Annotated in this window: 12 protein-coding genes; 8 read left to right on the top strand and 4 right to left on the bottom strand. The window is 73.1% G+C overall.

Going from position 1 to position 14,225, the window contains the following annotated elements; translation table 11 throughout:
- Positions 1 to 20 precede the first annotated feature (20 nt).
- The gene (locus BMZ92_RS00430; RefSeq protein WP_091503453.1) at positions 21 to 1,418 is read left to right on the top strand and encodes an ATP-binding protein; all 1,398 of its coding nucleotides are present in this window, start codon (positions 21 to 23) and stop codon (positions 1,416 to 1,418) included.
- Positions 1,415 to 3,370: a vWA domain-containing protein gene (locus tag BMZ92_RS00435; RefSeq protein WP_091503455.1), complete on the top strand. Its 1,956-nt coding sequence runs from the start codon at positions 1,415 to 1,417 to the stop codon at positions 3,368 to 3,370. The genes BMZ92_RS00430 and BMZ92_RS00435 overlap by 4 nt, the downstream gene beginning before the upstream one ends.
- Position 3,371: 1 nt before the next feature.
- On the opposite strand, the gene BMZ92_RS00440 is transcribed toward BMZ92_RS00435, so the two are convergent.
- The gene (locus BMZ92_RS00440; RefSeq protein ID WP_091503456.1) at positions 3,372 to 4,682 is read right to left on the bottom strand and encodes a cytochrome P450; all 1,311 of its coding nucleotides are present in this window, start codon (positions 4,680 to 4,682) and stop codon (positions 3,372 to 3,374) included.
- Between the two features lie 82 nt (positions 4,683 to 4,764).
- On the opposite strand from BMZ92_RS00440, the gene BMZ92_RS00445 reads away from it, so the two are divergent.
- The 3 genes from BMZ92_RS00445 (at position 4,765) to mshC (ending at position 7,427) form a co-directional block, all read left to right on the top strand.
- Entirely contained in the window at positions 4,765 to 5,349 is a 585-nt protein-coding gene (locus tag BMZ92_RS00445) for a TetR/AcrR family transcriptional regulator (RefSeq protein WP_091503458.1), read from the top strand.
- A gap of 67 nt (positions 5,350 to 5,416) precedes the next feature.
- Positions 5,417 to 6,133, top strand: coding sequence for a GH25 family lysozyme (locus tag BMZ92_RS00450; protein ID WP_245782808.1), 717 nt, complete (start codon positions 5,417 to 5,419; stop codon positions 6,131 to 6,133).
- Positions 6,134 to 6,188: 55 nt separating this feature from the next.
- Positions 6,189 to 7,427 carry a cysteine--1-D-myo-inosityl 2-amino-2-deoxy-alpha-D-glucopyranoside ligase gene (mshC, locus tag BMZ92_RS00455; RefSeq protein WP_091503460.1) on the top strand — a complete coding sequence of 413 codons (1,239 nt, stop codon included), beginning with the start codon at positions 6,189 to 6,191 and terminating at the stop codon, positions 7,425 to 7,427.
- A gap of 441 nt (positions 7,428 to 7,868) precedes the next feature.
- Here the strand turns inward: mshC and BMZ92_RS00460 are convergent, their stop codons facing one another.
- On the bottom strand, positions 7,869 to 9,452 hold the full coding sequence (locus BMZ92_RS00460; protein WP_091503461.1) for an ABC-F family ATP-binding cassette domain-containing protein: 1,584 nt from the start codon (positions 9,450 to 9,452) through the stop codon (positions 7,869 to 7,871).
- Positions 9,453 to 9,641: 189 nt separating this feature from the next.
- Here BMZ92_RS00460 and BMZ92_RS00465 point away from each other — a divergent pair, with 189 nt between their 5' ends.
- The 3 genes from BMZ92_RS00465 to BMZ92_RS00475 are packed head-to-tail and all read left to right on the top strand — an operon-like array spanning position 9,642 to position 12,210.
- Positions 9,642 to 10,214: an ArsR/SmtB family transcription factor gene (locus BMZ92_RS00465; protein WP_091504266.1), complete on the top strand. Its 573-nt coding sequence runs from the start codon at positions 9,642 to 9,644 to the stop codon at positions 10,212 to 10,214.
- Positions 10,211 to 11,422: an MFS transporter gene (locus BMZ92_RS00470; RefSeq protein WP_091503463.1), complete on the top strand. Its 1,212-nt coding sequence runs from the start codon at positions 10,211 to 10,213 to the stop codon at positions 11,420 to 11,422. Before BMZ92_RS00465 ends, BMZ92_RS00470 begins: the two co-directional genes overlap by 4 nt.
- Positions 11,386 to 12,210, top strand: coding sequence for a metallophosphoesterase family protein (locus tag BMZ92_RS00475; protein ID WP_091503465.1), 825 nt, complete (start codon positions 11,386 to 11,388; stop codon positions 12,208 to 12,210). Before BMZ92_RS00470 ends, BMZ92_RS00475 begins: the two co-directional genes overlap by 37 nt.
- Here BMZ92_RS00475 and BMZ92_RS00480 read toward each other — a convergent pair.
- Positions 12,150 to 13,295, bottom strand: coding sequence for an MFS transporter (locus BMZ92_RS00480; protein WP_245782809.1), 1,146 nt, complete (start codon positions 13,293 to 13,295; stop codon positions 12,150 to 12,152). The two genes, BMZ92_RS00475 and BMZ92_RS00480, sit on opposite strands and share 61 nt — an antisense overlap.
- Positions 13,292 to 14,209, bottom strand: a complete 918-nt coding sequence (locus tag BMZ92_RS00485) for a PAC2 family protein (protein ID WP_091503466.1) — start codon at positions 14,207 to 14,209, stop codon at positions 13,292 to 13,294. Before BMZ92_RS00485 ends, BMZ92_RS00480 begins: the two co-directional genes overlap by 4 nt.
- Positions 14,210 to 14,225: the final 16 nt, after the last annotated feature.

A 14,225-nucleotide genomic window follows, 5' to 3' on the forward strand; every position in this document is an offset into this window, starting at 1 on the left:
GCAGGGTTAGCTTCGTAGGGGTGAACCCCGTACCCGAACACCTTCCCCGGACAGCGGGGGAGCTGCGCGCGGCCGGTCACCGGCCGCGCGGGATCAAACAGGAAATCCACGACAACCTGCTCGCCGCGCTCCGCGAGGGCCGGAACCCGTGGCCGGGCATCGTCGGGTTCGAGCGCACCGTGCTCCCGCAGTTCGAGCGCGCCCTGCTGGCCGGGCACGACGTCGTGCTGCTCGGCGAACGCGGCCAGGGCAAGACCCGCCTGCTGCGCACGCTCGCCGGCCTGCTCGACGAGTGGACCCCGGTCATCGAGGGCAGCGAGCTGGCCGAGCACCCGCTGGACCCGATCACACCCGCCTCGATCCGCCGTGCCGCCGAGCTGGGCGACGACCTGCCCGTCACCTGGCTGCACCGCGACCAGCGCTACACCGAGAAGCTGGCCACGCCGGACACGAGCGTCGGTGACCTCATCGGCGACGTCGACCCGGTGAAGGTGGCCGAGGGCCGCAGCCTCGGCGACCCCGAGACCATCCACTTCGGACTGGTGCCGAGGGCGCACCGCGGCATCGTGGCCATCAACGAGCTGCCCGACCTCGCCGAGCGCATCCAGGTCGCCCTGCTCAACGTGATGGAGGAGCGCGACATCCAGGTCCGCGGCTACACGCTGCGCCTGCCGCTGGACGTGCTGCTCGTGGCCACCGCGAACCCCGAGGACTACACCAACCGCGGCCGCATCATCACCCCGCTCAAGGACCGCTTCGGCGCCGAGATCCGCACGCACTACCCGCTGGAGCTCTCCGCCGAGGTGGACGTGGTGCGCCAGGAGGCCAACCTCGTCGCCGAGGTCGGTGAGCCGCTGCTGGAGGTCATCGCCCGGTTCGTCCGGAACCTCCGCGAATCGACCGTGATCGACCAGCGCTCCGGCGTGTCCGCGCGGTTCGCCGTGGCGGCGGCGGAGACGGTCGCGGCGGCCGCGCTGCGCCGCTCCGCGCTCACCGGCGAGCAGCCCGCCGTGGCGCGCCCGGTGGACCTCGACGCGGTGCCCGCCGTGCTGCGCGGCAAGGTCGAGTTCGAGCCCGGCGAGGAGGGCCGCGAGACCGAGCACCTCGTGCACCTGCTGCGCCGCGCCGTCGCCGAGACGGCCCGTGAGCGCTTCGGCGGGCTGAACCTGCGCCCGCTGGTCGAGGCGGTCGCGAACGGCCACCTGGTCGCGACGGGCGAGAAGGTGCCCGGTGCGGACGTGCTGTCCGCGCTGCCCGAGCTGCCGGTGCTGCACGAGGTCGCGCAGCGGGCGGGCGTGTCGGCGGAAGACCCGCCGGGCCGCATCGCCTCGGCCGTCGAGCTGGCGCTGGAGTCGCTGTACCTGGCCCGGCAACTGGCCAAGGACTCCGACGACGCGACGACGGTGTACGGGCCGTGACCACCCCTGAGAGCTACTCGTACGGCCCGTGGCACGACGGGCCGGACCCGCTCGCCCCGCCGATCGACCTGCGGGACGCGCTGGACGAGATCGGCCAGGACGTCATGGGCGGCTCGTCCCCGCGTTCCGCGCTGGAGGAGCTGCTCCGGCGCGGTACGCGCAACACCGCGGGCCTGGACGAGCTGACCCGGCGGGTGTGGCAGCGGCGCTCGCAGATCCAGCGCCGCAACAACCTCGACGGCACGCTCCAGGAGGTCCAGCGCCTGCTCAACGAGGCGCTGGACGCCGAGCGGCGCGCGTTGTTCCCCGACCCGTCGGACGACGCGCGGCTGGCGGAGGCCGAGCTGGACGCGCTGCCGCCCGGCACCGCCGCCGCGGTCCGCGAGCTGACCGACTACCAGTGGCGTTCCGAGCAGGGCCGCGAGAACTACGAGAAGATCCAGGACCTGCTGGGCCGGGAGATGCTCGAATCCCGGTTCCAGGGCATGAAGGAGGCGTTGCGGAACACCAGCCAGGAGGACGTCGAGCGCGTCAACCAGATGCTGTCCGACCTCAACGAACTGCTCGACGCGCACGCGCGGCACTCGCCTGACGTGGACGAGCGGTTCGAGGAGTTCATGCGGCAGCACGGCGAGTTCTTCCCGGAGAACCCGCAGAACGTGGACGAGCTGATCGACGCGCTCGCCGAACGCGCCGCCGCCGCGCAGCGGATGATGAACTCGATGAGCGAGGAGCAGCGCAACGAGCTGATGAGCCTCGCGCAGCAGGCGTTCGGCGATCCCCGCATCGCGCAGCAACTGTCCCAATTGGACGCTCAGCTGCGGGCGCTGCGGCCGGGGGAGGACTGGACGTCCTCGGCCCGGTTCCGCGGCCGCAACCCGCTCGGCATGGGCGAGGGCGCCCAGGCGATGCAGGACCTCGCGGAGCTGGACGCGCTGGCCGAGCAGCTCGCGCAGTCCTACCCGGGTGCGCGGCTCGAGGACATCGACCTGGAGGCGCTGGAGCGCCAGCTGGGCCCCGACGCCGGGGTGGACGCGCGCCGGCTGTCCGAGCTGGAGCGGGAACTGCGCCGCCAGGGCCTGTTCGAGCGGGCGCCGGACGGGTCGCTTCGCTTGTCTCCCAAGGCTTTGCGGCGCCTGGGGGAGACGGCGCTGGCGGACGTCGTGAACGCGCTGCGCGGCAAGACCGGGCAGCGCGAGCAGGAGTCCGCGGGTGCGGCGGGCGAGCCGACGGGCGCGAGCAGGCCGTGGCAGTTCGGCGACATGCAGCCGTGGGACACCTCGCGGACGGTGCGCAACGCGGTGCTGCGGACGGCTTCCGTCGGTGGCGGTCGCGTCCGGCTGGACGTGTCCGATGTGGAGGTCGTGGAGACCGAGCACCGGTCACGGGCGGCGGTGGCGCTGCTCGTGGACACGTCCTGGTCGATGGTGCAGGAGGGCCGGTGGCTGCCCATGAAGCGCACCGCGCTCGCGCTGCACCAGCTGATCTCGACGCGCTTCCGCAACGACGCGCTGCAGCTGATCACCTTCGGCCGGTACGCCGCGGCGGTGGAGCTGGCGGAGCTGGTCGGCCTGGAGGGCGCGTGGGAGCAGGGCACCAACGCCCACCACGCGCTGCTGCTGGCCGGACGGCACCTGCGCAGGCACCCCGACGCGCAGCCGGTGGTGCTGATGGTCACCGACGGCGAGCCGACCGCGCACCTGGAGCCGGACGGGGAGGCCGTGTTCGACTACCCGCCCCAGCCGCAGACGCTGTACCGCACGGTGTCCGAAGTGGACCGCCTGGCGAAGCTGGGCGCGTCGCTGACGGTGTTCCGGCTCGGCGACGACCCCCGGCTGGAGGCGTTCGTCGACCTGCTCGCCCGCCGCTCCGGTGGCCGGGTGGTGGCGCCGGACCTCGACGGCCTGGGCGCCGCCGTGGTCGGCGACTACCTGCGCACGCGGAGACGCTGATTCAGCGCGGGGTGACCGAAATACGGGCACCCCGCGCGGGCACCATCGTGATGTGCCGCGCCCGCGAGCCCTCAGCGCGGGCGCGGTCAAGCGTGAGGTGCCAGCGGGACAGCACGGCCCGCAGCACGATCGTGGCTTCCAGCAAGGAAAAACCCGCGCCAAGGCAACGGCGGACGCCGCCGCCGAACGGGAACCACGTGCCGCTCGCCGGACCGCCGTCGAGGAACCGCTCCGGCCGGAACTCGTCCGGCGCGGGGTGGTGCGCCCCGTCAGCGTGCACGAGGGCGATCGACGGCATCACCGTGTACCCGGCGGGGATCCGGTAGCCGCCGATCTCGACGTCCTCGGTGAGCCTGCGGGCGACCTCGGAGATCACCGGGTGCAGGCGCATCGCCTCCTTGACCACCGCTTCGAGGTACTTGTCGTCGCCGGAGCCGGCGGCCTCGGTGGCGCGGCGCAGCCGGGCCGGATCGCGGGCCAGCTCGTGGAACGACCACGCCAGCGCCGTCGCGGTGGTCTCGTGCCCGGCGAGCAGGAGCGTGATCAGCTGGTCGCGCAGCTCGGCGTCGGACAGCCGGTCGTCCTCGGCGGGCACGGTCAGCAGCCGGGACAGCACGTCGCCGCGCTCCTCGAGGTCGGGCGCGGTGCGGCGCTCGGCGATCTCGGCGTACAGCAGCTCGTCGACCCGCTCCTGCCGCTCGCGGGACCGCCGGAACGGGCCGAAGTTCCGCAGTTTCTCGTTCTGGAAACCGAACAGGTCGAGCACGCCGATGTCGACCAGCTCGGTCAGCAGGCGCCGCAGCTCGTCCAGCCGCGGGCCTTCGCCGACCCCGAACACGACCCGCAGGATGATCTCCAGGGTGAGCGCCTGCATCCGTTCGTGCGAGCGGAACACCCGGCCGGCGGGCCACCCGGCGGCCTCCCGCTCGGCCAGCTCGGTGATCATGTCCCGGTACCCGCGCAGCGCGGAGCCGTGGAAGGCGGGCATCAGCAGCTTGCGGGCGCGCAGGTGCACGTCCTCGTCGGTGAGCAGCACGGAGTGCTCGCCCATGATCGGCTTGAGGATCGCGTTGCCCTCGCCCGCGTGGAAAGTCTTGGCCGAGCCGCTGAACACCGCCTTGATGTGGTCGAGGTCGGCGAGCTGGACGGCCTCGCGGTTGGCGTAGAGCCGGACGGTGAACACGTCGCCGTAGCGGCGGTGCCAGAGCGGCAGCAGCCGGTGCCGGAAGTTGCCGAACAGCACCGTCTGCACCAGCGCGGGCAGCTTCGGGCCCGGCGGGAGCGCGGTCGTGCGGGACAGGGTGGTCGTCACGGGAGGGACCTCCTCGGCTGCGGTGCCGGACGCCCTTTTTATACGCGCGTATAAACGCGGTGTCCAGGGGTAGGCTCGGGGAGTGGGTCACCGGGAACAGCTGCTCGCCGCCGCGCGGCGCCTGCTGGAGGAGAAGGGGTACGCGCACATCACGGCACGCGACCTCGTCGCGGCGTCCGGCACGAACCTGCACTCCATCGGCTACCACTTCGGCTCGAAGGCGGGGTTGCTCAACGCCGCGATCGGCGAGGTTTTCGAGGAGTGGACGGACAAACTCGCGCAGATCGCGATGGCCGACCCCGCCGCCACGCCCGTCGAACGCGGGCGCCGCGCGTGGACGGCGATGCTCGACAGCCTGCCCACGACACGGGACCTGCTGCTGTCCTATGTGGAGGCGCTCGCGCAGGCGGAGCGCACGGTGTCGCTGCGGGAGCAGTTCGCCGAGCAGTACCGCCGGTGCCGGCGGAGGGTCGCGGCGCTCGTGGCGGAGTCCCTCGGCGACGGCACGGACCCGGCCGACCCCCGGTGCCAGGCCGTGGCGAGCTTCGTGATCGCCGTGTGCGACGGGCTTTCCGTGCAGTGGCTGCTGGACCCGGACGGCGCGCCCTCGCCGGCGGACCTGACCGACGGGCTCGCGGCGATGTGGACGGCGTCGTTCCCGAGTTGATCACTCGAACGGTCGGTTTGCCCGTGCCGGGCGGCTGAGCGCGCGAAGTTGATCTAGCGTTTCGAACGTGCTTCGGTTTCGGGAACGGGTGGCGGCACTGGTCGCGATGGCCGTGACGGCGAGCCTGGTGCCGGTGGCGACGGCGCAGGCGGCCCAGCAGGCCACGCTGGCGGGCTTCGACATCAGCGCCTCGCAGGGCGTGCCGGACTTCAACGCCGCCAAGGCGAACGGGGCCGCCTTCGCGTTCATCAAGGACACCGCGGGCGTCGGCTACGTCAACCCCAACTTCCTCGACCAGTTCCGCGGCCTCAAGGCGGCGGGCATCATCCGCGGCGCGTACCACTACGCCCGGCCGGACTCGACCTCCGGCGCGGAGCAGGCGCGGTACCTGCACGACCACGACGGCAAGTGGTTCACCGACGGCATGACGCTGCCGCCGACGCTGGACATGGAGGACACGCAGGGGGCCGCGCACTGCTACAACCTCACGCCGCAGGCGATGGTGGCGTGGATCGCCGACTTCAGCGCGACGCTGCGGCAGCTCACCGGCCACACGCCGATCATCTACACCACGACCAGCTGGTGGAAGGCGTGCACGGGCAACAGTTCCGCGTTCGCGGCTGACCACGTGCTGTGGCTCGCGCGGTACAACACGGAGATCGGGGAGCAGCCCGCCGGCTGGACGGCGAAGTTCTGGCAGTCCGGCGTGACCGGGCCGCTGCCCGGCAACCAGGACACGTTCTTCGGCACCCTCGACCAGCTGCGCGCCCTGACCACGCGCTGAAGCCCGCGTCCCACCGTCCGGGACGTCGCGGCGAAACGCCGCTTAGGGTGGGGGTATGCAGACTTGGTCATCGGTTCCCGTTCCGCGCGTCCCGGGCACGCCGCGTCCCCTGCGGCTGTTCGACACCTCCACCGGGCAGGTACGCCCGACGGCGCCGGGACAGACGGCGCGGATGTACGTCTGCGGCATCACCCCCTACGACGCGACGCACCTCGGGCACGCGGCCACGTACCTGGCGTTCGACCTGGTCAACCGGCTGTGGCGGGACAACGGGCACGACGTGTTCTACGTGCAGAACGTCACCGACATCGACGAGCCGCTGCTGGAGCGCGCGGAACGCGACCAGGACGACTGGATCGTGCTGGGGCTGCGGGAGACCGCGTTGTTCCGCGAGGACATGGAGGCGCTGCGCGTGGTGCCGCCGCGGGAGTTCGTCGGGGCGGTGGAGGCGATCCCGGAGATCGTCGAGGTGATCGCGAAGCTGCTGGCCGACGGTGCGGCCTACCGCGCGGACGACGCCGAGTACCCGGACGTCTACTTCGACCACCAGGCGACGGGGCGGTTCGGCTACGAGTCGAACTACGACGAGCCGACGATGGCGAAGTTCTTCGCCGAGCGGGGCGGCGACCCGGACCGCCCGGGCAAGCGGCACCCGCTGGACGCGCTGCTGTGGCGCTGCGCGCGGCCCGGCGAGCCGTCGTGGGAGTCGGAGCTGGGCGCGGGACGGCCCGGCTGGCACATCGAGTGCAGCGCCATCGCGACGAACCGGCTCGGCATGGGCTTCGACGTGCAGGGCGGCGGCTCGGACCTGATCTTCCCGCACCACGAGTACAGCGCCGCGCACGCGGAGGCCGTCGCGGGCACACACCCGTTCGCGCGCCATTACGTGCACGCCGGGATGATCGGTCTCGACGGCGAGAAGATGTCGAAGTCGCGCGGCAACCTGGTGTTCGTGTCGCGCCTGCGGGCCGACGGCGTGGACCCGGCGGCGATCCGGCTGGCGCTGTTCGCCGGGCACTACCGCGAGGACCGCGCGTGGACGCCGGACCTGCTGGCCGAGGCGGAGGCCCGTCTCGCCCGCTGGCGCGAGGCGGTTTCGCTGCCCGCGGGCCCGGCGGCGTCGGACACCGTGGCCAGGCTGCGCGACCACCTCGCCGACGACCTGGACACGCCCCGGGCGCTCGCGGCGGTGGACGCGTGGGCGGACGAGGCGCTGCGCCGCGCGGGCACGGACGCCGAGGCGCCGGCCCTGGTCCGCACAGCGGTGGACGCCCTGCTCGGGGTGGTTTTGTAGGTCGTCGCGCGGCGGCGGGTTGCCGCTTGGCGGGGTTTGTGGCGGGGCCCAGAACGTGGCTGCCGCGGCCGCCCGCGCTGCACGGCGCACCGAAGGGCGGGGCGGCGACCCTGCAACGCAGCCGCCGCCCGTGTCCGTCCGCGGGTGGCTGAAGGATGCCGTCGCGCGCCGCCGCCCAACCGGCCCCGGCGCGCCGCCACAGGCCGCCCACACCCGAACCCAGCCACCGCTCCTGGCGCGCGTCCGTCCGCGGGCGCAGGGGGACGGCCGCCGCCCCCGTCAGCGGAGACCGCGACCCCGGCACACGCTGCCCGGGGCGAGCCCTCCGCGGCTGCCCCGAGGTGGCCGTCCCGCCCCGGTCGGCGAAACCGCCGCCGGTCGGCGAAACGCCGCCGGTCGGCGAAACCGCCGCCGGTCGGCGACCCCGCCACCCCGCCGCCACTACACCGCCCGCCCGTCCGCGAGTCGGAGGCACGCACCCTGCCATTCGCGCCGCAGCCAGCGGTCGTGTGAGGCCAGGACCACCGCGCCCGGCGCGGTGCCCAGCGCATCGAACAGCTCCTCGGCGAGTGTGAGCGACAGGTGGTTCGTCGGCTCGTCGAGGAGCAGGACGTCCGGCGGGCACGCGATCAGCACCGCCAGCGCCAGGCGCCGCCGCTGACCCACCGACAGCGCCCCCGCCGGACGGTCCAGATCCTTCGGCTGCAGCAGGCCCAGCTCGGACAGCGGCGGCGCCTCCGCTCCCGCCGCCTCCTCGTAGATCCGCCGCGCGGTCCGCGTGGGATCGGGGAGCCGCACGTCCTGTTCCAGCAGGCCCACCCGCGCCCCGCGCCGACGGTGCACCACGCCCTCGCTCGGCGCGAGCCTGCCCGCGAGCACCGTGAGCAGGGTGGACTTGCCCGCGCCGTTGCCCCCGAGCACCAGCAGCCGCGCGGAAGCGGTCACCTCCAGGCGTTCCAGCGTGAGGCGTCCCGGCACCCGCACGTCCCGCAGCGACAGCACGGGCTCGTCCCCGGCCGCCCGCCCGGTGAGCGTCCCCGCGAAACGCAGGGGAGCGGGTGGCTTGCGCACCTGGTCCCGCGTCAGGTCGTCGAGGCGCTGCTGCGCGTTCCGGACGCGCCGCGAGATCTGCTTCTGCACGCGGCCGCCCTTGAAGTCGTAGAGCATCTTCGCGTTGTCCCGCGGCGCCCGGTCGTGTGCCACGCTCCGCGCGGTGACGGCGACCGACTCCCGCAGGCGCCTGAGCTCCTCCTGCTCCTCGGCGTAGCGCTGCTCCCACCGCGCCCGCTCCGCACGTTTCTGCACCAGGTAGTCCGAGTACGCACCGCCGTAGCGCGCGGGCCCGCCGAGCGCCGGGTCGAGGTCGAGGATGCTCGTGCACACCGCGTCGAGGAACACGCGATCGTGTGAGGACAGCACCACGGCACCGCTCAACCCCGACAGGTGCCGCTCCAGGAACTCCATCCCCGCGTCGTCGAGGTGGTTGGTCGGCTCGTCGAGCAGGAGCGTTTCCGGCTGCCGGACCAGCAACGCCGCGAGCGCGAGCCGGGACCGCTGACCGCCGGACAGCGTGTCGAGGCGCCGCGTCCGCGCCACGCCGTCCAGGCCCAGCCCCGAGCACACCAGGTCCGCGCGCCGGTCGGCGTCCCACAGATCGTGGGCCTGCGCCCAGTCCAGCAGCTGCCCGTACTCGGCGAGCGCGGCCTCGTCCTCGGCCATCCGGCCGGCGAGGACGTCGAGCCGCGCGGCGGCGGCCCGGATCTCCGCGAGCGCGTCGTCCAGCACGTCGGCCACGGTCGCGCTGCCGGGAAAAGGCAGCTCCTGCACCAGGAAACCCACGTCGGGCCCGCGCTCGACGTGTCCCGCCAACGGCTCTTCGAGCCCGGCGAGCAGGCGCAGGAGGGTGGACTTGCCCGCGCCGTTCTCGCCGACGACCCCGAGCCGCTGCCCGGGGGAGACGGTGAGCGCAAGCCCGTCGAAGACGACGCGGTCGCGGTAGGAGAAGACGAGATCGACTGCACGCATGAAGACATCACCGGCCCGGAAAGCAGGAGCGGACCCCGCCGGGCGAAGCCTCGGACGCGGGGAGGGCGGCAGGTCAGTTCTTCATGACGTGTCCACGGTACGACCCCGCGCAACCGCTTTTCCGCCCGCTTGACGGCGGAAACTCTGAAGGGATACTTTCGAAAGAGTTCTTTCAGGATGGGGAAGTCGATGACCGAACTGCCGCCGCGGAGGCGCATCCGGGACGCCGAGCTGATGCGCGCGCTCGCGCACCCGTTGCGCTCGGCGCTGCTGAACTACCTGCTCTCGGTCGGCCCTCGCACGGCGACCGAATGCGCGGCGGCGGTGGACTCGACGGCCTCGAACTGCAGCTGGCACCTGCGTCAGCTCGCGCAGTGGGGGCTGGTGGAGCGGGTCGAGGCCACCGACGGCAGGGAACGGCCGTGGCGCGCCATCCCCGTCGGGCTGGACGTCCGGGAAGCGCCCACCCCGGAGCGCAAGGCGGTCGAGGCCACGTGGCTGCGGCAGGACGACGAGCTGACCCAGCGCTTCATGGACACGATGGACGACCTCGACCCGGAGTGGCAGCAGGCGGCCGCCCTGAACAGCTACGCGTTGCGGCTCACCGCCGAGGAACTGGACGCCCTGAACACGAAGATCGACGCGCTGGTCCGGCCTTACGTGGCGCCGATCCGCACGGAAGCGCCCGAGGACGCGAAGGTCGTGCACGCGAGCTGGCGGGCCTTCTTGCGCATCGAGGCGGACGGGAGACCGAGCGCATGAGCGGGCCGCTCAGGAACCCCGCGTTCGCACGGCTGTGGGTGGCCGGGTTGTTCGCCGAGACGGCGGAGTGGATGCTGCAGGTCGCGCTGCCCGTGTTCGTCTACCAGGCGACCGGGTCCGCGGCCTCGACGGCGCTGACGATGGTCGCCGGGGTGGTGCCGATGGTGCTGCTCAGCCCGCTGTCCGGGTTCGCCGCCGACCGCTTCGACCGGCGGGTCCTGCTGGTCGCGGTGTGCTTCGCGCAGGCAGTGGTGTCGCTGCCGCTGTTGTCCGGCGACGGTGCGCTGGTCTACGTCGTGATGGCCGCGCAGTCCGCGCTCGCTTCGCTGTTCGAGCCGACCCGCAACGCGCTCGTGCCCGCGCTCGTCGGCCCGGAGCACGTGACCGCTGCGAACGGGCTGATGGGCATGAACAGCAGCGTCGCCCGGCTCGGTGGCAGTGCGGCGGGCGGGGCGGTGCTCGGCTTCGCTGGGCTGGGCTGGGTCGTCGCCGGGTACCTGGTCCTGCTGCTGCTCGCGGGAGTCCTGCTGCTGCCGCGGTTCGCGGTCCTGGCCCGGCCCGCCGTCGAGGCCCGTCCCGCCCGCTTCGCGGCGCTGCGCAGCCCAGCGCTGCGCGTGACCGCGGTGACCACACTGCTGATGTCCGTGGCGCAGGGCATGTTCCTCGTGTTGTTCGTCGTCTTCGTGACCGGCCCGCTCGGCGGCGGTGAGGCCGAAGTGGGGCTGCTGCGCGGGGTGCAGGCGGTCGGCGGTTTCGCGGCGGGCGTCGCGATCGCGACCGTCGCGCGCCGGACCGGGCCCGGCCACCTGCTCGGCTGGGGCTGCGTGGTGCTGGGCGTGATCTCGCTGGCGATCTGGAACGGGCCCGCGGTGACCACCGTGCTGGCCGTCTACGCCGGGTTGTTCGCCGTCGTGGGCGCGCCCGGGGTGGCCATCGGTTCGGGGCAGATGTCGGTGCTGCAACGGGAAGTGGGCGCGGACCGGCTCGGCCGCGTGTCGAGCACCTTCTTCGCGTTGATGGCCGCGTGCCAGGTGCTGGGCATCCTCGTCGCCGGGGCGCTCGCGGACCACGTCGGGCTGACGCACCTGCTCGACGCCCAGGCGGCCCTGTACGTGGCCGCCGGGATCATCGCGTTGCTCGGGCTGCGGCGACGGGTGGCTACGGTTGAGGAGTGCCGAGCCTCTACGCCACCAGCGACCTCCACGTGACCCACCGCGGCAACGAGCCGATCCTCGACCGGGTCCGCGGCGAATCCCCCGACGACTGGCTGCTCGTGGCGGGCGACGTCGCCGAGAAGACCGGCGCGATCGTGGACACGCTCGCCACGCTGCGGGAACGGTTCGCGAAGGTCGTGTGGGCGCCCGGCAACCACGACCTGTGGACCACGCCCCAGGACGAGGTGCAGCTGCGGGGCGAGGCGCGCTACCACTACCTCGTCGACCGCTGCCGCGAACTCGGCGTGCTGACCCCCGAGGACGAGTACCCGGTGTGGGAGCACGGGCCGCGGCCGCTGACGGTCGTGCCGCTGTTCCTGCTCTACGACTACAGCTGGCGCACCCCGCAGGCCGAGGACGTCTCGCTCGCCGAGGCGCTCGACCAGGCCCGTGAGGCCGGCGTCGTGTGCACCGACGAGTACTTCCTGCACCCCGACCCGTACCCGAGCAGGCAGGAGTGGTGCGAGCGGCGCGTCAAGCAGACCGAGGAGCGGCTCGCCGCGATCCCCGAGGACCACGGCACGGTGCTGGTGTCGCACTGGCCGTTGCACCGGCACCCGACGGCCCCGCTGTACTGGCCCGAGTTCGCCCTGTGGTGCGGCACGACCCGTACCGAGGACTGGCACGTGCGCTACCGCGCGGAGGTCGCGGTGTTCGGGCACTTGCACATCCCGCGCACGACGTCCGCGGACGGCATCCGCTTCGAGGAGGTCTCCCTCGGCTACCCGCGCGAGTGGCGCAAGCGGGCCCGCGGCCCCGTGCCGCTGCGGAAGATCCTGTGAGCCAGCAGGGGAGCGGTGGCCGCCAGTAACACGCCGGGCAGCAGGAACCCCCAGACCGCGCTGTGCCGGTAGAGGTCGGTGAACGCCGCCGGGGAAGCCGACATCCCGAGGAACCGCAGGGCGGTGACCACCGAGATCGCCCCGCCGCGGCCGTTCGCCTCGCCGCCGAGCACGAGCGCGTTCACGCCTACCAGCACCAGCTGCCCGCACAACCCACCGACGGCCCACGCGAGCACCACCAACGGCAACGCGGCCACGAGCCCGATCGAGGCCACGGCCACGGCGCCGAGCAGCAGCCCGGCGCACACCGCCAGGCGCGGCCCGAACCGATCCGCCACCGACCCGACCAGGCGTGCGGTGACGATCCCGGCGAGCCCGAACGCGGTGAGCACCAGCCCGCGTGCCCCGGGCCCGAGCGCGAACGCGTCGTCCACCCGGAACGCGACGAGGAACGGCAGCCCCGCCAGGCACGCCCACGCCACGAAGATCACCACGCCCGACCAGACGACGACCGGGCGCCACGCGTCACGCAGCCGCGGCGCCTGCTCGGCGGCCCGCTCGTCGGGCGGGAGCGGGCTCGCCGTCAGGACGGCGGCCACGGCCGCGATCCCGACGAACGCCCAGCGCCACGAGCTTTCCGCGGCCAGCCCGCCGATCAGCGGCGCCGACGTCTGCCCGATCGACTGCACCGCGCCGTAGAGGCCGAGCGTCCGGCCGAGGCGCTCCTTCGGCGTGACCGACGCGAGCTTGGTGAGCAGCAGCGGGGTGGTGAACGCGTTCGCCACCCCCTGCAGCCCGCGCGAGACCTGGAACAGCCAGAACCACGGCGCGAGCGCGGCCAGCAGGGCGACGACGACGTACCCCGCGTACGCGACGCGGATCGTGCGCATCGGCCCCCAGCGCTCGCCCAGGGTGCCGGACACCAGCATCACCAGGGCGAACGGCAGCAGGTACGCGGTCAGCGACGTCGCGGCGCTGCTCTGGGACACGTCGAACGTCCGGGCGAGCTCGGGCAGCATCGACGACACGACCCCGGCCCCGAAGGGACCGAGCAGCCCGCCGACGTAGAGGGCGGCCCGCCTCACCGGTTGCCGGCGGTGCCCGGGCCCTCCTGGCCGGGGCGGCGCCGCCGCAGGTAGCGCTCGAACTCCGCCGCGATCTTCTCGCCGCTGGACTCGTCGAGCGACAGCTCCACCTCGGCGTCGCCGCGTTCCTCCAGCGTGCGGACGTACTCGGAGATCTCCTCGTCCTCCTCGGCCATCTCCGACACCGTGCGCTCCCACTCCTCGGCCTGCTCGGGCAGCGCGCCGAGGGGGACCTCCACGTCCAGCACGTCCTCCAGCTTGTGCAGCAGGGCGAGGCTGGCCTTCGGTGACGGCGGGTGCGACACGTAGTGCGGGACCGCGGCCCAGATCGAGATCGCCGGGATACCGGCCTGGACGCAGAAGTCCTGCAGGATGCCGGTGATCCCGGTCGGGCCCTGGTAGCGGCTGCGCTCCAGGCCGAACCGCTCGGCGGCCTCCGCGTCGTAGGCGGTGCCGCTGACCGGGACCGGGCGCGTGTGCGCGGTGTCGGCGAGCAGGGCGCCGAGCGTCACCACGGTGGCGACGTCGAGCTGCATGATGTGCTCCAGCAGCTCCTCGCAGAACTTGCGCCAGCGCATGTTCGGCTCCGGCCCCTGCACGAGGATGACGTCGCGGTCGTAGCCGGGCGGGCGGCAGACGGACAGCCGGGTGGTGGGCCATTCGACGCGGCGGGTCACCCCGTCCACCATGCGGACGGTCGGGCGGCTCACCTGGAAGTCGTAGTAGTCGTCCGGGTTCACCTCGGCCAGCGGCTTGGCGTCCCAGCTCAGCTGCAGGTGCTCGATCGCCGTGCTGGCCGCGTCACCTGCGTCATTCCAGCCTTCAAAGGCCAAGATCATGACAGGTCGCGTAGCTTCGGCGGGGTCGCCGGGCGGCGGACCGGGCTGCGGGAAGGCGTCGGCTGGGTCACTCACTCGACCAGCCTACGAC

The sequence above is a fragment of the Amycolatopsis sacchari genome (assembly GCF_900114035.1).
GTDB classification, from domain to species: Bacteria; Actinomycetota; Actinomycetes; order Mycobacteriales; family Pseudonocardiaceae; genus Amycolatopsis_E; species Amycolatopsis_E sacchari.